Source organism: Thermomonas fusca DSM 15424 (assembly GCF_000423885.1).
GTDB classification, from domain to species: Bacteria; Pseudomonadota; Gammaproteobacteria; order Xanthomonadales; family Xanthomonadaceae; genus Thermomonas; species Thermomonas fusca.
The window spans coordinates 1-19,080 of sequence record NZ_AUIV01000013.1; the positions used below are offsets into that span (position 1 = coordinate 1).

Consider the following 19,080-nt stretch of genomic DNA (forward strand, 5'->3'; position numbering starts at 1 on the left):
CTGTGCACCGACGGCAGCGCCATGTTGGCAAGTGCGGCAAGGGATCTGGGAATTGAGCACCACGCCCTGAACACCTTGCGCGGCGAGCGCAAGCGAGGTGCGTGGCATGTCCAGAATGTCAATGCGCACCACAGCCGACTGAAGGGCTGGATGGCCCGATTCCGGGGCGTGGCGACGTCCTATCTGCCGAACTACCTGGGGTGGTTCCGGGCACTGGAGCGGAATGCCCAAGTCGGCGCAGGACCCGCGTCATTGCTCAGGTTGGCGATGACATGACCTCCATGTCCACAATCAACGCGAACAGCGCCAAATTTTGCACCCTCGCGCTGGGCAGCGTGGGCCCAAACTTGCCCCCACCGCCAAGGCGCAGTAACGTAAGCAGCTTGTTCATCGGATGAACGCATGCCCTCGCTGCCCCACAACGCGGACGAACTGGACGTGGCCCTGCTGCGGCGCCTGGCGGAAGGCCCGCAGGCCAGCCAGCGCGAACTGGCGCGCGATACCGGCGTCTCGCTGGGCAAGATCAACTACGCCCTGCGCGCCCTGATCGACAAGGGCTGGGTGAAAGCCGGCAATTTCAGCCGCAACCCGCACAAGCTGGGCTACGCCTACCTGCTGACCCCCAGCGGGTTGGAAGCCAAGCTCCAGCTCACCCGCAGGTTCCTCGCCCGCAAGATGGACGAGTACGACCGCCTGCGGCTGGAAATCCAGCACCTGCAAGACGAACTGGAGGCCGCGCCGGGCGAACCGCCGCAGGCCGCGCCTCCGTCCCACCCCCAAACGGAACCGGAACCCAGGGAATGACGCAACGCAAGGACACCCGCATCGCCATCGTCGGCCTGGGCTACGTGGGCCTGCCGCTGGCAGTGGAATTCGGCAAGCAGTACGCCACCACCGGTTTCGACATCAACGGCGCGCGCATCGCCGAGTTGAAGCAGGGCAGGGACAGCACCCTGGAAGTGGAACCGGAACTGCTGGCGCAGGCCGCCCAGCTGCGTTTCAGCGACCAGCTGGACGATATCGCCGGCTGCAACGTCTATATCGTGACGGTGCCCACCCCCATCGACACCGCCAAGCGCCCGGACCTGACCCCGCTCATCAAGGCCAGCGAAGCCATCGGCAAGGTGCTCAAGCCCGGCGACACCGTTGTTTACGAATCCACCGTCTACCCCGGCTGCACCGAGGAAATCTGCGTCCCCATCCTGGAACGAGTCTCCGGCCTGCGCTTTGAATCGACCGCCGGCGAGGGCGAAAACACCTTCGCCATCGGCTACTCCCCCGAACGCATCAACCCCGGCGACAAGGCCCACCGCGTCACCACCATCAAAAAGGTGACCTCCGGCTCCACCCCTGAGACCGCGGATTTCGTCGACGCCCTCTACGCCAGCATCATCACCGCCGGCACCCACAAGGCCCCCACCATCAAGGTGGCCGAAGCCGCCAAGGTCATCGAAAACACCCAGCGCGACCTCAACATCGCCCTGGTCAACGACCTGGCGATCCTGTTCAACAAGCTGGGCATCGACACCCTGGACGTGCTGGAAGCCGCCGGCACCAAGTGGAACTTCCTGCCGTTCCGCCCCGGTCTGGTCGGCGGCCACTGCATCAGCGTGGACCCCTACTACCTGACCCACAAGGCGCAGGAAGTGGGCCACCACCCGCAGGTCATCCTGGCCGGCCGCCGCACCAACGACGGCATGGGCGCCTACGTGGCCGACCAGGTCATCAAGCTGATGGTGCGCAAGGGCATCAACCCGGTGAATGCCCGCATCCTGATCCTGGGCCTGGCCTTCAAGGAAAACTGCCCGGATCTGCGCAATACCCGCGTGGTGGACATTGTTGCCGCTCTGCAGGGCTACAACGCCCGCGTGGAAGTGCACGATCCGTGGGTGGATGCAGCGGAAGCGCAGCACGAATACGGCATCAGTCCGATCGCGGCGCCTGAGCAGGGCGGCTACGACGCGGTCGTCGTGGCGGTGGGACACCAGCAGTTCTGCGCGCTGGGTGGGGAGGGCGTGCGTGCCTTCGGCAAGCATGAAGCCAGCATCGTCTATGACGTGAAGTACGTGCTGCCGCGCGACGCCGTCGACGGCCGCCTGTAAGAGCGGCGTTAGCCGCGACGCTTTTGCTTCGCACCTTCCACGAAGCAGTACCCATGGGCACGATCGCGCCGCGACCTCTGCCTGAAGAACCCCGGTAATGAACATGAGCCCCAGCATCCATCCCTCAGCGGACGTCCAATCCTCAAACCTCGGTAACGGCACCCGCATCTGGCAATACGTGGTGGTGCTGCCGAACGCCGTTATTGGCCAGGACTGCAACATCTGTTCGAACTGCCTGATCGAGAACGATGTGATCGTCGGCGACCGGGTCACGGTGAAATCCGGCGTGCAGTTGTGGGACGGCCTGCGAATCGGCGATGACGTTTTCATTGGGCCCAATGTCACGTTCACCAATGACAAATTCCCGCGCAGCAAGCACTACCCGGAAACCTGCTCCCTGACGGAAATCGATCCCGGCGCATCCATTGGCGCCAACGCCACCATCCTGCCGGGTATCAGGATCGGTCGGCAGGCGATGGTCGGGGCCGGCTCGGTGGTCACCCGCTCGGTGCCACCGAACGCGATCGTTGTTGGCAATCCCGCGCGCATCGTGGGTTATGTCGACGCCGAGGCAGGTGCGCCATCGGGTGCGAAAGACTCCGCGTCGGCGTTAGTCCAGAGCGATCCACGGTTGCACCAGTTGCCTAAGGTCGCCGATATCCGCGGCAGCCTGACGGTGGGTGAGTTCGAGCGCTCGATTCCATTCCTGGCCAAGCGCTATTTCATGGTGTTCGATGTTCCCAGCGTCGAGACACGCGGGGAGCACGCGCATCGCGAATGCCATCAGTTCCTGATCTGTGTCAACGGTCAGGTGAGCGTGGTTGCTGACGACGGCAGGACGCGTCGCGAATTCCTCCTGGATCGCCCGGACATCGGCCTGCACCTTCCGCCACTGACCTGGGGGATCCAATACAAGTATTCGGCGGACGCAGTCTTGCTGGTCTTCGCCTCCCACTACTACAACAACGCCGACTACATCCGGGACTACGATGAGTTCCGCAAGATCGTGGGCGCGTCGGTATGATTCCGTTCCTCGACCTGAAAGCCCCGCATGTCGAGCTGCGCGAGGAAATCAACGCAGCCATCGCACGCGTGGTGGATTCGGGTTGGTACATCCTCGGCCCGGAAGTCGAAGCCTTCGAAGCCGAGTACGCGGCCTATTGCGAAGCCCACCACTGCATCGGCTTGGCCAACGGGCTAGACGCCCTGCACCTGGCCCTGCGCGCCATGGACGTGGGTCCCGGCGACGAGGTCATCGTCCCGTCCAATACCTACATCGCGACCTGGCTTGCAGTCAGCCAGTGCGGGGCGACGCCGGTGCCAGTTGAGCCGGACGAGCGCACCTACAACATTGATGCGTCACTGATCGAGGCCGCTATCACTCCGCGCACCAAGGTCATCCTGCCGGTGCACCTGTACGGTCAGCCGGCGGACATGGATCCGATCCTGGCTATTGCCCGCAAGCACGGCCTGCGGGTGCTGGAGGACGGCGCGCAGGCACATGGCGCCCGCTACAAGGGTCAGCGCATCGGTGCGCATGGCGATGCAGTGACGTGGAGTTTCTACCCCGGCAAGAACCTGGGCGCGCTGGGCGATGGCGGTGCGGTCACTACGAATGATCCGGAACTTGCGGATCGCATCCGCGTGCTGCGGAACTACGGCTCGCGGGTGAAATACGTCAACGAGGTGCAGGGTTACAACAGCCGCCTGGATCCGCTCCAAGCCGCGGTGCTGCGGGTCAAGCTGGCGCATCTGGATGCATGGAATGCGCGGCGTGCCGACGTGGCAGCGGCCTATCTGCAAGGCCTGGGAGGGAGTGGGCTGGTGATGCCGCACGTGCCGGAGTGGGCCGTGCCAGTTTGGCACCTGTTCGTGGTGCGGCACCCGCAGCGCGATGAATTGCAGCAGCGCCTGCAAGAGGCGGGTGTCCACACGTTGATCCATTACCCGATTCCCCCGCACAGGCAGGTTGCGTATTCGGATGGCGGTTTTGCGCCGGAAGCGTTTCCGATCGCATCGGGAATTGCGGATGAGGTGTTGAGCTTGCCGATAGGGCCGAATCTAGCGATGGATGACGTGGCCCGGGTGATCAGGGCGGTCCGGGCAGCCGCCTGATCCCATGTCCCAAGGCAATTCCTACGGCCAAATTCTGCGTTCGTCTTCCATCATGGGCGGCGCGCAGGCGATCCATTACCTCGTCGCCCTGTTGCGGGTGAAGGTGGTGGCGGTGCTCTTGGGGCCGGCGGGCGTGGGTGTGATCGGGTTGTATACCTCGGCCACCAGTCTGCTGGGCACCGTCACCGGCCTTGGCTTGCAGGGCAGCGCAGTGCGCGCCATCGCCCAGGCGCAGGGCAAGGACGATCCGCTGGCGGTCGCACGCACCATCCGGATGTTGCGGCGGCTGGTCTGGGCCACCGGCCTGTTGGGCTGGCTGGCCTCCATCGCGCTGGCACTGCCCTTGAGCCGCCTGATGTTCGAGTCCACGCAGCATGCATGGGCGCTTGCCGTGCTGGGCGGCATGCTGCTGCTCACCGCGGTCAGCAATGGGCAGTTGGGCCTGTTGCAAGGCTTGCGCCGGATCGGCGACATCGCCCGCGTGCAGGTGGCTGCGGCGGTACTGAACACGGCAGTCACCATCGGCCTGTACGCCTGGCTGCGCGAGGACGGCATTGTGCCGGTGCTGCTGGCGAACGCGGCGATCACCTTGCTGTGCAGTTGGTGGTTTGCACGGCGGGTCGAAGTGCCGGCCGTGGCGATGGACTGGTCGCTGGCAATCGCGGAAGCCAAGCCGTTGCTGGGGCTGGGCGTGGCGATGATGTGGAGCGGAGTCCTGACCCTCACGCTGGACCTGTACACGCGCACCCTGATCTCACGCACCTTGGGCGTGGATGCGGCCGGGATTTACCAGGCCGCATGGGCGCTATCCGGCCTGTTCGCCGGCTTCGTGCTGGGCGCGATGGGTACCGACTTCTACCCGCGCCTGACCTCTGTGATCCATGACCGAGCGGCCGCGGTTCGTGCAGTCAACGAGCAGACCGAAATCGGCATCTTGCTGGCGGTGCCGGGGCTGCTCGCCACGCTGGCGTTCGCGAAGTGGGTGGTATGGGCGCTGTATTCCGCCCAGTTCTCGTCTGCGGCGGATCTGCTGGTGTGGATGGTCCTGGGGGTGTTCGGGCGCGTGCTGTCCTGGCCAATGGGCTTCATCCAACTGTCGCTGGGGGCGGGGCGCTGGTACATGGCGACCGAGGCCACGTTCCTGGCCGTCCAGGCATTACTGGCGACATGGCTGGTGCGGCGGCATGGCGTCATCGGTGCAGCATATGCGTTCGCGCTCTGCTACCTGTTGTACACAACGGGCATGGCGTGGGTCGGACATCGCCTGATCGGGTTTCGCTGGTCTGCGTCTGTGCTCCGAATGATGGTGGTGTCAGGCGTGTTAATGAGCGCGGCGTTCGCTGCCAACCGGTTGTTGCCGGACGTCCATGCGATGTTGCTGGGTGGCTTGGTCGCGCTGGTGGGTGTGGTATGGAGCTTGCGCGGCCTGGCGCTGCGGTTGGGCGCTGGCCACCGGCTGGTGCATTGGATGCGACGCGTGCCTGGCATGCGGCACGTGGTGGGGGTGTGAGATGACGGAAGAATCGCAGTATCCGCTGGTGACGTTCGCGTTGTTTGCGTACAACCAAGAAAAATATATACGAGAGGCTGTGCTCGGGGCCCTTTCGCAGGACTATCCGAGGCTCCAGGTGATTTTGTCAGATGATGGATCGATTGATTCGACATTTCAGCAAATGCGTCAGGTTATAGAGCAATATCGCGGGCCTCACAATGTTCTTCTAAACCAAAACAAGAGGAATCTCGGGATCGGTGCTCATGTAAATAAGATCATGAGCCTTGCGCGCGGTGAGATTGTGATTGTCGCGGCTGGGGATGATTTCTCGTTGCCTAACAGGACGAAGCGCATCGTAGACGCCTTCGAGTCTTTCGGAGATTCCGCCTGCTCCATCTGGAGCCGAGCAGAATATGTTGACGAGCATGGAGATATTGTTGGGCGCAAATTCCCCGGAAATCCTGATGGGTATACACCACGGTCGATTATTAGGAACGAGTCTCCGGTAATTGGAGCGACGCACGCATGGCGGAGGGGCGTGTTTGATTTTTTTGGTCCCCTAATGAATGATGTCATGTTCGAAGACAATGCCATTTCATTCCGTAGTTATCTTCTTGGCGGCATTAGGTACCTTAATGAAAGTCTTGTTCGGTACAGAACGCATTCGCAAAACATTACGAATTACGTGAAGAACGACAATATTGCATCTTTGTATGCGGGGGCTTCACAAAGAAATAGGTGGGCCCTCGCGGGGGTGGCCCAAAGGCGACGCGATCTGGCGTTGGCCGTCACCAGAGGAAAAGTGTCGGTCTCGCACGCCCAGATCATGCGTGGGGAGTTGGCCTCTCTTGAGCGTAGGATAATTCGTCGACTAAAAGCATACGATGGATTTCCGGCTGTGCCATGGAGGCTTATGATTCATATGCTCATGGACCCTGAAATTGCGAAAGTTTTCGTTCGGGCTATAAGGTATCGCCCCTTATGAACATACAAATTCGCCCTATGCGAGTGCTTTTTATTACTTGGGATAGCCCGCAGTCGAACTACCTCGAAAGTCTGTTTCTACCAATATTAGAGGGTTTAGCCTCGTCGAACAAAAAGTTTCATGTGCTGCATTTCACATGGGGAGGCCCAGAGGTAAGGGAGCGCAATAGGGTGGCCTGCGCTCGGGTTGGAATTACATATAACTCGGTGTCGGTTCTCCGGAAGCCGCGTTCGATCGGCCAGTTCATAACCACGTTTCGCGGAGCGCTGGTGATACGTAAGCACATCCGGCAATTCGGGATCAATGTCCTCCTCCCTCGAAGCACTATGCCAGCTCTGGCGGTTCTCTTGGGGCGCGTAGGCACGGATGTTTCAATTGTTTATGACGCAGACGGGTTGCCCCTCGATGAGAGGATAGAGTTTGGGGGGCAAAGTGGCTCTAGCCTGATCCTTCGTATCCTTAGGGATGTAGAAGCTGAAATTGTACGTCGTGCCCACCGCGTACTCGTTCGATCCCGAGGTGCAATTCATGTCCTCGTATCACGTGCCGGGGCCGGGGTTTCCGAATCCAAGTTTCATGTTGTTGGTAACGGCAGGGATCCGGCGGTGTTTGAGCCGTCCTCTGTTGATAGGCGTAACAAGACGCGAGCGGCGATTGGTCTAGAGCCTTCAGCACCGTTACTTGGCTACGTCGGATCGATGGGACCAAAGTACCTTCTTCCCGAGATGCTCGAGCTGTTCAAATTGGTACTAAGAAAGCGCGCGGATTCTCACTTCCTCATTCTAACGAACGATCCCCAGCAAGTTCTTGCTGTCGTGAAGCTAAAGGCTGAGTTGGTTGATCGAGTACATGTCAGGAGCGCTGAACCTTCCCATGTTCCCGCCTTAGTGGAGTGTATGGACTTGGGTGTTGCGCTAATTAAGCAATGCTACTCAATGACCGCCGTTGCTCCGATCAAATGGGGAGAGTACTTGCTGTCCGGCGTGCCGGTCGTGACCACCTCAGGGATTGGAGACGCGAGGAGAATCGAAGCCGATTGCGGAGTTGTTGTCGATGACGTTAATAACGAAGCTCTTGAAGGTGTTGCGGACTGGTTTGTCCGGACAGTGCTGGCTGACCGTGAAGGCTTCCGTCGACGATGCAGAGGGTTGGGTGTGGAGAGATTTTCGCTCGCCGCGAGTATTAATTCTTATGAAGAGGCGTTGACGGGCCTTAATGTCATGTCGGGAGATTGAGTATGGAACTCATTCCGACGGCATGGAGTGTCATTAGCGCGTCGATGGTATTTCTACTTGGCGCGCTTATTAGCATAAAAATAAGCATGCGATTCAGGGTTAGACAGAGGCGTTCCTTGATTCTGTACCTTTGGCACACTGTCTTCTGTTTCGTCTATATGTTTTATGTGGCGAGTAGCGGCGGTGATGCGCTGATGTACTTCGATTCGTCTTTGCACGGTAGTGTCGATCTGGCGCTTGGGACGTCTGTGGTCCTTTACATCACTCGTCTTATGAACCACGGGTTGGGATTTTCAATTCTTGGGGTTTTCTTGGTATTCAACATCGTCGGATTCATAGGGCTTCTCGCTCTTGACGGTGCTTTGCGATATAGCGCCGAGGGGAAGAGTCTTTGGGTTCGGCGCACTGCTTCAGCCCTGGTTTTCTTGCCATCAATTAGTTTTTGGTCCTCCGCAATTGGTAAGGATGCAATCGCATTTGCTTCGGTAGGATTGGCTCTATGGGCAGCAATCGACATGCGAAGGAGATTTTTCCTGATGATGTTGGCTGTCGCCTTAATGCTTGTCGTTCGTCCGCATATGGCCGTGCTCTTGAGTTCAGCCTTGGCCATTTCAGTCATGCTCGACTCTCGAGTTTCGATTCCGCGTCGTGGGGCTATGGGGATTGTCGCCATTGCGGCAAGCGTTTTTCTGGTTCCCTTGGTGATTGGCACTTCGGGGCTGGACTCCGTCGGAGGCATTGGGGCTGTTGGTGATTATGTGGAGATGAGGCAGGGTTACAACATGGATGGTGGTGGGGGGATTGATATTGGCTCAATGTCGCTTCCGATGCAGATGTTCTCTTACTTGTTTAGGCCTTTGCCATTCGAGGCGAATAATATTCCTTCTCTGGCGGCCTCGTTAGATAACGTCATCCTGCTAGGGTTGTTCTGCTGTGCGGGTTGGGGGCTTGGGCGAGGCAAGTGGAATCTCGTTGGTGCGAATTGGATTTTTATGCTTACGTACGTCCTGTTTAGTTGGGTCCTGCTGTCTTCCACGACTGCGAATTTGGGGATATCAGTGCGTCAGAAGTGGATGTTTGTACCGATGGTAATATTCATTCTTGTTTCGATACTCGGTGTTCGGCGTGATGCTGGTCCGTTGTTTCGCATTCGATAGGGGGCATACCGCATTCTTGCCCGCGACTTTGAGGGGATTATGAGAACTTGGCTAGTCACCGGCGGCGCCGGTTTCATCGGCGGCAATTTCGTGCTGGGCGCGGTGCGCGACGGCATCAAGGTGGTGAACCTCGATGCGCTCACTTATGCGGGCAACCGCGACACGCTGGCGTCGCTCGACGGCGACGCCAACCATGTGTTCGTGCACGGCGACATCGGCGATCGCGAACTGGTCGCGCAGTTGCTGGCCGAGCATCGCCCTGATGCGGTGGTGAACTTCGCCGCGGAGAGCCACGTCGACCGTTCGATCGACGGGCCCGCGGCGTTCATCCAGACCAACGTGGTCGGCACCCTGGCCCTGCTCGAGGCGGTGCGCGACCACTGGAAGTCGCTGCAGGGCGAGGCCAGGGACGCGTTCCGCTTCCTGCACGTCTCCACCGACGAGGTCTACGGCTCGCTGGGCGAGACCGGCAAGTTCACCGAAGAAACGCCGTACGCGCCGAACTCGCCGTATTCGGCCTCCAAGGCGGCGTCCGACCACCTGGTGCGCGCGTTCCACCACACCTACGGGCTGCCGGTGCTGACCACCAACTGCAGCAACAACTACGGTCCGTACCATTTCCCCGAGAAGCTCATCCCCCTGGTCATCGCCCGGGCGCTGGCCGGCGAGGCGCTGCCGGTCTACGGCGACGGCAAGCAGGTGCGCGACTGGCTGTTCGTCGCCGACCATTGCGAGGCGATCCGCACCGTGCTGGCGAAGGGCCGGGTGGGTGAGACCTACAACGTCGGCGGCAATGCCGAGAAGCAGAACATCGAGGTGGTGAACGCGATCTGCGCGCTGCTCGACCAGCGCCGGCCGCGCGAAGACGGCTTGCCGCGGGCTTCGCAGATCACCTATGTGGCGGATCGGCCCGGCCATGACCGCCGTTACGCGATCGACGCCTCCAAGCTGCGCGACGAGCTGGGCTGGGAGCCGAAGTACGACTTCGAGCGCGGCATCGCCGAGACCATCGACTGGTACCTGGACCACCAGGACTGGGTGCAGCGGGTGCTGGATGGCTCGTATCGCCTGGAACGGATCGGGGCTTCGGCATGACGCCGCGCAAGGGAATCATCCTGGCGGGCGGCTCCGGCACCCGGCTGTATCCGATCACCAAAGCGATCAGCAAGCAGCTGCTGCCGGTGTACGACAAGCCGATGGTCTATTACCCGCTAAGCGTGCTGATGCTGGCCGGGATCCGCGAGGTGCTGGTGATCAACACCCCGCACGAACAGGCGTTGTTCCAGCACCTGCTGGGCGACGGTTCGCAGTGGGGGATGAAGATCGAGTACGCCGCGCAACCGAGCCCGGACGGGCTGGCGCAGGCGTTCCTGATCGGCCGCGAATTCCTCGCCGGCGGTCCGAGCTGCCTGGTGCTCGGCGACAACATCTTCTATGGCCACGGCCTGACCGACCTGCTGCAACGCGCCAATGCGCGGGAGCAGGGCGCCACCGTGTTCGGCTACTGGGTGCGCGATCCGGAACGCTATGGCGTCGCCGAGTTCGATGGCTCCGGGAAAGTGGTCGGACTTGAGGAAAAACCCACGCAGCCGAAGTCGAACTACGCGGTCACCGGCCTGTATTTCTACGATGGCCGCGCCAGCGATTTCGCGGCCGGACTTGCGCCTTCGCCGCGCGGCGAGCTGGAGATCACCGACCTCAACCGCTGCTACCTCGAGGACGGCTCGCTGCAGCTCGAGAAGATGGGACGCGGGTACGCCTGGCTGGACACCGGCACCCACGAATCGCTGGTCGAGGCCTCGACCTACATCGAGACCATCGAGAAGCGGCAGGGCCTGCGCGTGTGCTGCCCGGAGGAGATCGCCTACTTCAACGGCTGGATCGACGCCGACCAGTTGCGCGAACTGGCCCGCCCGCTGGCCAAGAACGGTTACGGCCAGTACCTGCTGAGCCTGCTCGAGCACGGCAGGATCCAGTGACCGCATGAAGATCATCGAAACGAAACTGCCGGGTTGCGTGGTGATCGAGCCGGCGGTATTCGGCGACGAGCGCGGCTGGTTCTACGAAGGCTGGAACGCCGCGCGCTTCGCCGAGCATGGCCTGCCCACGCAGTTCGTCCAGCACAACGTGTCGCGCTCGCAGCGTGGCGTGCTGCGCGGCCTGCACTACCAGTGGCCGGGCAACGTGCAGGGCAAGCTGGTCAGCGTGCTGGAAGGGGAGGTGTACGACGTGGCGGTGGATATCCGCCGTGGGTCGCCGACCTTCGGCCAGCATGCGGCGGCGATCCTGAGCGCGGACAACAAGCGTCATTTCTGGGTGCCGGAAGGCTTCGCCCACGGCTTTTTGACCCTGAGCGAGAGCGCCGTGTTCACCTACCTGTGCACCGCGCCCTACGATCGCGCCAGCGACAATTCGATCCGCTGGGACGACCCTCAGCTGGCAATTGATTGGCCGTTGGCGGATGTCGCGCTGTCACCCAAGGATGCGGCGGCGCCGCTGCTGGCGGAGGTGGCGGCCGAGCGACTGCCCATCTACACGAATGATTGCTGAACATTACTATGCGGATTTTACTGCTTACGCGTTACTCCAGGCTCGGGGCGAGCAGTCGCCTTCGTCATCTCCAATATCTTCCTTGTCTGCAGGCGGAAGGCTTCCAATTTGATGTCTGTCCGCTTCTAGACGATGCGTATTTGGAGCGGATGTATGCGGGTCAGAAATCTTGGAGAGCGGTGCTGCGTGCGTATGCGCAACGCGTCGTGCATTTAATCCAAGGCCAAGCATACGATGTCATCTGGGTAGAAAAAGAGTACTTCCCAATGTTGCCAGTTTGGGTTGCCCGGGCGATAGCTCCCCGTCGCGCTAAATGGCTAGTCGATTATGACGATGCCGTGTTTCACAATTACGATCTTCATTCTTCTTGGTGGGTGAAAAAAATTCTCGGCGGAAAAATCGACAGGCTTATGGCGAGCGCGGAGATAGTTACGGCAGGAAACGCATATCTTGCGGAACGAGCCCGTGCAGCGGGTTGCCGGAGAGTCGAGTTTTTACCTACCGTCATTGATCTAGAGCGTTACCCTGTCACCAAGCGACAGTCTAGAGCGGGTCCGTTGATTGTTGGTTGGATTGGATCGCCTGCGACGGCGCAGTATCTCCACGAGCTGGCACCAGCAGCAGTGAAACTCAAGGAACGTTACTCGGTCAAGTTCATTGCGATAGGCGCTCGTGCAGATCAGGTTAGTGGAACTCCATTCGAAAGCAGGCCTTGGACCGAATCGACTGAAGTTGATCAGCTGCAAGAATTTGACCTTGGAGTAATGCCTTTGAGAGACGGTCCTTGGGAGCGTGGCAAGTGTGGTTACAAGCTTATCCAGTACATGGCCGGTTCACTGCCAGTCGTCGCATCCCCCGTTGGGGTCAACCAGGACATCGTCTCGCATGGGTCAAACGGCTTCTTGGCCAATACTGAGGCAGAGTGGCTGGAGGCACTAGGTCGATTGCTGGCTGATCCGCAACTGAGGCAGGAGATGGGTGAAGCGGGGCGTTCGCGTGTGGAAGAGACCTACTGCGTGCAAGCGCAAGCCCCTCGCTTGGCGGCGTTGCTGCGCGATTTGGGGCGGTCCTGATGTGCGGATTTACGGGTTTCTGGCAACAGGACACCGGGCCTGAGGACCTGACGCGATTCGCCCGCACCATGGGCGATCGACTAATGCATCGTGGGCCAGATGACGGTGGTGTCTGGGTCGATGAGACATCGGGGCTAGCGCTTGCCCATCGCCGCCTCTCGATTGTTGATCTGAGTGCAGCCGGGCACCAGCCGATGCAGTCGGCCAGCGGCCGTTATGTGCTGGCCTACAACGGAGAGGTCTACAACCATCTCGAGCTGCGGGAGGCGCTTGGCTTGGTAAACGCTGCGCCAGCTTGGCGTGGCCAGTCCGATACCGAGACCTTGCTGGCCTGCATCGAGGCGTGGGGTCTGGAAGCTACACTGGGGCGCAGCGTCGGCATGTTTACGTTTGCCCTGTGGGACCGGCAGGAAACCACCCTGGTGCTGGCGCGTGACCGGGCAGGTGAGAAGCCGCTGTACTACGGCTGGCAGGGCAATACCTTCCTCTTCGGCTCCGAGCTGAAGGCCCTGCGCGCGCATCCGGCCTTCAACGCCGCAGTCGATCGCGGCGCACTTGTCCTATTTCTCCGGCATAACTACATCCCGGCGCCATATTCGATCCACCAAGGCATCTTCAAGTTGCCACCCGGGACGTGGCTCGAACTCGGACCAGGCCAGCGGGACGCAACACCCAGGGCGTACTGGTCGCTGGCACACGTCGCCGAGCGCGGCATGGCCGATCCGTTCAAGGGCAGTGATTCAGAAGCGGTGGACGAGGTGGCTCGCCTGATCGGCAACGCCGTGGCCGGCCAACAAGCGGCAGACGTGCCGCTGGGTGCGCTGCTCTCGGGTGGGATCGACTCCTCACTCATTAGCTCGCTGATGCAGGCGCATAGCAACCAGCCTATCCGTACCTTTACCATCGGCTTCGAGGACAAGGCGTTCGACGAGGCATCGCATGCGCGTGCGGTTGCGGAGCACCTGGGTGCCGCCCATACCGAATTGCGCCTGTCCGCCAACGATGCCCTGGCGCTGATCCCGAAGCTTCCTTCGATGTACGACGAGCCGTTCGCGGATTCCTCGCAGTTGCCCACCCACTTGGTGATGCAGGTGGCCCGCAAGCACGTCAAGGTGGCACTGTCCGGCGATGCCGGTGATGAATTCTTCGGTGGATACAACCGTTATATGTTCTTGCCGAAGGTCTGGTCCGCGTTGGGGAACTGGCCCAAGCCCTTGAGGGATAGCGGACTTGCCATTGCAGGTCTAGCGCCAGAATTTTTGGGGAAGGCCCTTGGCGCAAGTCACTTGGGCCAGAAGATCGGGAAGGTGCGACGAATTTTCCGTGGGCCAGCAGGAAGCGTGGATGACCTTTACGTGACGTTGGTCGGTGAGTGGGAGGATCCGGCTGGTATGGTGGTGGGCGGACACATGCCACCTAACTTGCTGGATGACCGCGAGCGTTGGCCCCGGGTACATGACCCTGTAGCCCGGATGATGGCTCTGGACGGATTGACTTACCTGCCCGATGACATCCTGACCAAGGTCGACCGTGCTTCGATGGCGGTCTCGCTGGAAACCCGCGCGCCCTTCCTGGATCGGGATGTGATGGAGTTCGCCTGGCGCCTGCCAATGCACATGAAGGTTAGGGATGGCAAGGGCAAGTGGATCCTGCGTCAATTGCTGGATCGCTATGTGCCGCGAGCGCTAATAGAGCGCCCAAAGCACGGCTTCGGAATTCCATTGGATGAATGGCTTCGAGGGCCTTTGCGCGAGTGGGCAGGTGACTTGCTTGCTGAAACGCGGCTCGAGTCGGAAGGATTCTTAAACCCCGATCGGGTTCAATGGACGTGGCGCGCACACTTGTCTGGCGAGGGAGACTACGGTTATCGGCTCTGGTCGATCCTCATGTTCCAGGCGTGGTTAGCGGACCAGAGCCAACCGCAATGAGACAGAACCGCGTTTTGCTAATTGCGAGCTTCGCAGAGTCAGTCACGAAGTTCCGTGGCCCGTTGATCCAGGCGATCCGAAGCAGTGGCGCAAGCGTCGATATAGCGGGTCCAGGCGTCGGAACTTTGCCGGAACTGCGGGACGCGATGGGTGGGTTGGGTGTGGGGTTTCATGATCTCCCCTTACGCCGCACCGGGACCAATCCTTTCGCAGATATCAATCTGTTTCTGTCCATTCTTCGGCTGATAAGGCGCCGTTCGCCAACAGCTACGCTGCCTTACACGATTAAACCCGTGATCTACGGGACTTTGGCCGCATGGATAGCGCGGGTGCCGGGTCGCTATGCGCTGATTTCGGGCCTTGGGTATGCGTTCACAGGATCGCGTGGGGGTGTCCTGACGAAGCTGGTGCACGGTCTCTACCGCTTCGCACTTTCCAAGACCCACAAGGTGTTCTTCCAAAACCCCGATGATGAACGGCTGTTCCGAAAACTCGGCATCCTGCCGGAATCGGTCCCATCTGTAGTTGTCAGTGGCTCTGGAGTGGATGTGGGTTGCTACGCGTTCCAGCCAATTGCCGGCCAAGCGCGACAATTCCTGATGATTGCAAGGTTGCTGGGCGACAAGGGCGTACGTGAGTTCACAGCAGCAGCCCGTCGCATCAAGACATCCGTGCCGGGTGTCAGGTTTCAGCTTGTGGGCTGGATCGACAGTAACCCCGATGCAATCCCTCAAGCCGAACTTGATGCATGGATCGCCGAAGGGGCGATTGAATTCCTCGGGAAACTGGATGACGTACGTCCCGCCATCGCAGCCAGCACCGTCTACGTGCTGCCGTCCTACCGCGAAGGCACGCCCAGAACCGTCTTGGAAGCCATGGCCATGGGCCGCCCGATCATCACGACTGACGCGCCAGGCTGCCGGGAAACAGTCATCGACGGCGAGAACGGCTTTCTGGTTCCCGTGAAGTCGGTCGACGCCCTGGTCGAGGCCATGCTGAAATTCATCGGAGATCCCACGCTCGCGCCGCGCATGGGTAGGCGCTCTCGCGAGATCGCTGAAGAGAAATACGACGTGCACAAGGTCAACGCCGTGATGCTGCGCGAAATGGGCATCGCTCCGCCGCAGGATGAGAATGCTCATGCAGCCTGAATTGTTTCCCGCGCTGATCCAGCAGGTCAGGGCCATCTATGGCGATGGCTTCATCCCCCTCCACCGCCCCGTATTCGAAGGTAACGAACGCCAGTACCTGGTCGACTGCATCGACTCCAACTTCGTTTCCTCGGTCGGCGCCAAGGTCACGGAGTTCGAGGAGCGCATCGCCGCCTTCACCGGCGCCAAGTACGCCGTGGCTACCGTCAACGGCACCGCCGCCCTCCATGTGGCGCTGCAACTGGCCGGCGTGCAGCGCGGCGACGAGGTGCTGAGCCAGGCGCTGACCTTTATCGCCACCTGCAATGCGCTAACCTACGCCGGCGCTGAGCCTGTCTTCATCGACGTAGACCGTGACACCCTGGGCCTGAGTCCAGAGGCGCTACGCCGCTGGCTGACTGCGAATGCCGACGTCCGCGAAGGGCAGGCGTACAACCGCACCACGGGCAAGCGCATCGCCGCCTGCGTGCCCATGCACACCTTCGGCTTCCCGCTGCGCATTGCCGAGGTGGTGGCAGTGTGCGACGAATACGGCATCCCCGTGGTGGAGGATGCCGCCGAATCCCTGGGCAGCTACGTAGGCAGCCAGCACACCGGCACCTTCGGCAAGTTGGCCACGCTCAGCTTCAACGGCAACAAGGTCATCACCACCGGCGGCGGCGGCATGATCATCACGGACGATGAGGTTCTGGCCAGGCGCGCCAAGCACCTGACCACTACCGCCAAGGTGCCGCACCCGTACGAGTTCGTGCACGATGAGGTGGGCTACAACTACCGCCTGCCGAATCTCAATGCGGCGCTGGGCTGCGCGCAGATGGAGCGGTTGCCGGAGATGCTGGCCATCAAGGCCGAGGTGGCCCGGCGCTATGCCGACTTCTTCGAAGGCAGCGGCATCCGCTTCGTGCAGCCGATCGAAGGCACCACCGCCAACTGGTGGCTCAACGCCATCGTGCTGGAGGACGAGGCGGCGCGCGATGCCTTGCTGGAGTACACCAACGCCCAGGGCGTGATGACCCGGCCGATCTGGCGGTTGATGTCACGGCTGGAGATGTTCAAGCACTGCCAGCACGACGGGCTGGAGAATTCGCACTGGCTGGAGGCGCGGGTGGTCAACCTGCCGTCCAGCGTGCCGGACGGGGCGATGGCAGCATTCCCCCACGTTGCTGGCGGTGCATAAAAAGTGCATGATGGCGGCATGTAGGTGGCATGGAGATGCACCATGAATGCGGTCCTCAACCTGGATCTTGCCGAACGGTTTCGCGAGCCCAACACCCCGTTCCTGTCGCCGGGGCGGGTCGGGGCGCTGTTCGGGCTGCGCGTGCAGGACCTGGCCGAACGCGCGCACGTACACCGCAACACGCCCACCGCGCGCCCGAATGCCCCCCAGTTGCAGAGGTACCTGCAGGAGATGATCCGCGTGCTGGCCGCCGCCACCGCCATGACCGGCGACGAGGCCCGCGCCGTGTTCCTGCTGCGCAACGAGCCGCTGGCGGCGTTCGGTTACAAGACGGCCGACACGCTGGTGCAGGAAGGCCGGGCGGACGCCGTGGTGGCCTATCTGGAGTCGCTGGCCGGCGGTGCCGCCGGATGATCCAGCGCACCCTGGCGCGGACCACGCATCCGGCGTGGTACCGCGTGATCGTGCCGGCTTACGCACGCACGCCTTGTTCCGGCATGGGGGCCGCGCGCCAAGGCGGCCGTTTCAACCGGCCGGGACAGGAGGCGCTCTACCTTGCCATGGAGACAGCCACCGCTTTGGCCGAGTACCAGCAGGACAACCCCTGGCTGCCGCCCGGCACCCTGTGCACCTACTTTGTCGAGGGGCTGCGCGTGGCTGATCTGGCAGCGGGCTTCGACCCGGCCCATTGGCCCCTGCTCTGGGCGGACCATGCGCTGGACTGGCGCGCCGAATGGTTCGGCCGCCGCACCGAGCCGCCCACCTGGTACATGGCCGACGACGTGGTGGCAGAAGGGCTGGACGGCATCCTCTTCCCTTCGCAGGCCCGCCCCGGTGGCACCAACCTGGTGATCTACGCCAGCTCCCTGCGCCTGTCCCACCAATTGAGCGTTTACGACCCGGACGGCAGGTTGCCGCAGGACCCACATGAACATCCTTGACCTGATCGGCCGCACCGCGCCGCTCTTCGACACCGACATCCAGCGCCACGAGGCGGAGCTTTCCGCCCTGGTGCAGTCCAGCCGCTTCCTCGTGATCGGCGGCGCCGGCTCCATCGGCCAGGCGGTGACGCGCGAGATCTTCAAGCGCAAGCCGCGTGCCCTGCACGTGGTGGACATCAGCGAGAACAACATGGTCGAGCTGGTGCGGGACATCCGCAGCACGCTGGGCTACATCGACGGTGATTTCCGAACGTTCGCCATCGATTGCGGCAGCCGCGAGTTCGCGGCGCTGCTGGCCACGGAAGCCGGCTACGACTACGTGTTGAACCTGTCCGCGCTCAAGCACGTGCGCAGCGAAAAAGACCCGTTCACCCTGATGCGGTTGATTGAGGTCAACGTGCTGAACACCATCAGCACCATTGCGCAGGCAAGGGCCGGCGGGGCGCGCAAGTATTTTTGTGTGTCTACGGACAAGGCAGCAAACCCGGTCAACATGATGGGAGCCAGCAAGCGGATCATGGAGATGTTCCTGATGCGTGCCAGCGAATCGCTCCCCATTTCCACCGCGCGCTTCGCCAACGTGGCGTTCTCCGATGGATCGCTGTTGCACGGCTTCAACCAGCGCTTTGCCAAGCGCCAACCGATCTCCGCGCCCAACGACGTGCGCCGGTATTTCGTCACGCCGCAGGAATCCGGCGAGCTGTGCCTGTCGTCTTGTCTGCTGGGGGACAACCGCGACATCTTCTTCCCCAAGCTCAGCGAACAGCTGGATCTGACCCGCTTCTCCGATATCGCCGTGCGCTACCTGCAGGCGCTGGGCTTCGAACCGTACGAATGCGCGAGCGAGGACGAGGCCCGCGGCCGCGCCAGCGAGTTGATCGCGCGCAAGCAGTGGCCGGTGTACTTCTTCGCCAGCGACACCACCGGCGAGAAGGATTTCGAGGAGTTCTACACCGGCACCGAGACGCTGGACATGGCGCGCTTCGAGAGCATCGGGGTGATCAAGAACGCGCCGGTTTACGACGACACGAAGCTGGAATACTTCCTTGCCACCATCGAACGCCTGCGTGCCCAGCCCACCTGGGACAAGCCCGAGCTGGTGGCCTTGTTCAACCACATGATCCCGGAGTTCCAGCACAAGGACACCGGCAAGTACCTCGACAGCCGGATGTAA

At 61.4% G+C, this 19,080-nt stretch carries 18 protein-coding genes and 1 pseudogene; all 19 read left to right on the plus strand.

Features of this window, described 5'->3' with window-relative positions; genetic code table 11:
- Positions 1–276 (plus strand): annotated as a pseudogene (locus tag G582_RS18320) (IS1595-like element ISBeb2 family transposase); the annotation flags it as partial.
- A gap of 126 nt (positions 277–402) precedes the next feature.
- Entirely contained in the window at positions 403–804 is a 402-nt protein-coding gene (locus tag G582_RS15890) for a MarR family EPS-associated transcriptional regulator (protein WP_051246962.1), read from the plus strand.
- The gene (tviB, locus tag G582_RS0107320; RefSeq protein ID WP_028839280.1) at positions 801–2,102 is read left to right on the plus strand and encodes a Vi polysaccharide biosynthesis UDP-N-acetylglucosamine C-6 dehydrogenase TviB; all 1,302 of its coding nucleotides are present in this window, start codon (positions 801–803) and stop codon (positions 2,100–2,102) included. The genes G582_RS15890 and tviB overlap by 4 nt, the downstream gene beginning before the upstream one ends.
- Positions 2,103–2,205: 103 nt before the next feature.
- The gene (locus G582_RS0107325; protein ID WP_028839281.1) at positions 2,206–3,126 is read left to right on the plus strand and encodes a WxcM-like domain-containing protein; all 921 of its coding nucleotides are present in this window, start codon (positions 2,206–2,208) and stop codon (positions 3,124–3,126) included.
- The gene (locus G582_RS0107330; protein WP_028839282.1) at positions 3,123–4,217 is read left to right on the plus strand and encodes a DegT/DnrJ/EryC1/StrS family aminotransferase; all 1,095 of its coding nucleotides are present in this window, start codon (positions 3,123–3,125) and stop codon (positions 4,215–4,217) included. The genes G582_RS0107325 and G582_RS0107330 overlap by 4 nt, the downstream gene beginning before the upstream one ends.
- 4 nt (positions 4,218–4,221) lie before the next feature.
- On the plus strand, positions 4,222–5,727 hold the full coding sequence (locus G582_RS15895) for an O-antigen translocase (protein ID WP_083961051.1): 1,506 nt from the start codon (positions 4,222–4,224) through the stop codon (positions 5,725–5,727).
- A gap of 1 nt (position 5,728) precedes the next feature.
- Complete coding sequence (locus tag G582_RS17485; protein WP_169380579.1) at positions 5,729–6,694, plus strand: glycosyltransferase; 966 nt, start codon at positions 5,729–5,731, stop codon at positions 6,692–6,694.
- Positions 6,695–7,020: 326 nt separating this feature from the next.
- Positions 7,021–7,929, plus strand: coding sequence for a glycosyltransferase (locus tag G582_RS18545; RefSeq protein WP_282705139.1), 909 nt, complete (start codon positions 7,021–7,023; stop codon positions 7,927–7,929).
- Between the two features lie 2 nt (positions 7,930–7,931).
- Positions 7,932–9,086 (plus strand): hypothetical protein, encoded by a 1,155-nt coding sequence (locus G582_RS17895; protein WP_028839283.1) that lies wholly within the window; start codon positions 7,932–7,934, stop codon positions 9,084–9,086.
- A 39-nt stretch (positions 9,087–9,125) separates the two neighbouring features.
- The gene (gene rfbB, locus G582_RS0107345; protein WP_028839284.1) at positions 9,126–10,181 is read left to right on the plus strand and encodes a dTDP-glucose 4,6-dehydratase; all 1,056 of its coding nucleotides are present in this window, start codon (positions 9,126–9,128) and stop codon (positions 10,179–10,181) included.
- Positions 10,178–11,065 (plus strand): glucose-1-phosphate thymidylyltransferase RfbA, encoded by an 888-nt coding sequence (rfbA, locus tag G582_RS0107350; protein ID WP_028839285.1) that lies wholly within the window; start codon positions 10,178–10,180, stop codon positions 11,063–11,065. Before rfbB ends, rfbA begins: the two co-directional genes overlap by 4 nt.
- Before the next feature lie 4 nt (positions 11,066–11,069).
- Positions 11,070–11,636 (plus strand): dTDP-4-dehydrorhamnose 3,5-epimerase, encoded by a 567-nt coding sequence (gene rfbC / locus G582_RS0107355; RefSeq protein WP_028839286.1) that lies wholly within the window; start codon positions 11,070–11,072, stop codon positions 11,634–11,636.
- 8 nt (positions 11,637–11,644) lie between these two features.
- A complete protein-coding gene (locus G582_RS17490; RefSeq protein ID WP_083961055.1) occupies positions 11,645–12,709 on the plus strand; it encodes a glycosyltransferase family 4 protein in 1,065 nt (354 codons plus the stop codon).
- Positions 12,709–14,637, plus strand: a complete 1,929-nt coding sequence (gene asnB / locus G582_RS0107360) for an asparagine synthase (glutamine-hydrolyzing) (protein WP_028839287.1) — start codon at positions 12,709–12,711, stop codon at positions 14,635–14,637. Before G582_RS17490 ends, asnB begins: the two co-directional genes overlap by 1 nt.
- The gene (locus G582_RS15900) at positions 14,634–15,788 is read left to right on the plus strand and encodes a glycosyltransferase family 4 protein (RefSeq protein WP_038053319.1); all 1,155 of its coding nucleotides are present in this window, start codon (positions 14,634–14,636) and stop codon (positions 15,786–15,788) included. The genes asnB and G582_RS15900 overlap by 4 nt, the downstream gene beginning before the upstream one ends.
- The gene (locus G582_RS15905) at positions 15,778–16,965 is read left to right on the plus strand and encodes a LegC family aminotransferase (protein WP_051246966.1); all 1,188 of its coding nucleotides are present in this window, start codon (positions 15,778–15,780) and stop codon (positions 16,963–16,965) included. Before G582_RS15900 ends, G582_RS15905 begins: the two co-directional genes overlap by 11 nt.
- A gap of 42 nt (positions 16,966–17,007) precedes the next feature.
- Positions 17,008–17,379, plus strand: coding sequence for an antitoxin Xre/MbcA/ParS toxin-binding domain-containing protein (locus G582_RS0107375; protein WP_028839288.1), 372 nt, complete (start codon positions 17,008–17,010; stop codon positions 17,377–17,379).
- The gene (locus G582_RS0107380; protein WP_051246968.1) at positions 17,376–17,906 is read left to right on the plus strand and encodes an RES family NAD+ phosphorylase; all 531 of its coding nucleotides are present in this window, start codon (positions 17,376–17,378) and stop codon (positions 17,904–17,906) included. Before G582_RS0107375 ends, G582_RS0107380 begins: the two co-directional genes overlap by 4 nt.
- On the plus strand, positions 17,893–19,080 hold the full coding sequence (locus tag G582_RS0107385) for a UDP-N-acetylglucosamine 4,6-dehydratase (protein WP_028839290.1): 1,188 nt from the start codon (positions 17,893–17,895) through the stop codon (positions 19,078–19,080). Before G582_RS0107380 ends, G582_RS0107385 begins: the two co-directional genes overlap by 14 nt.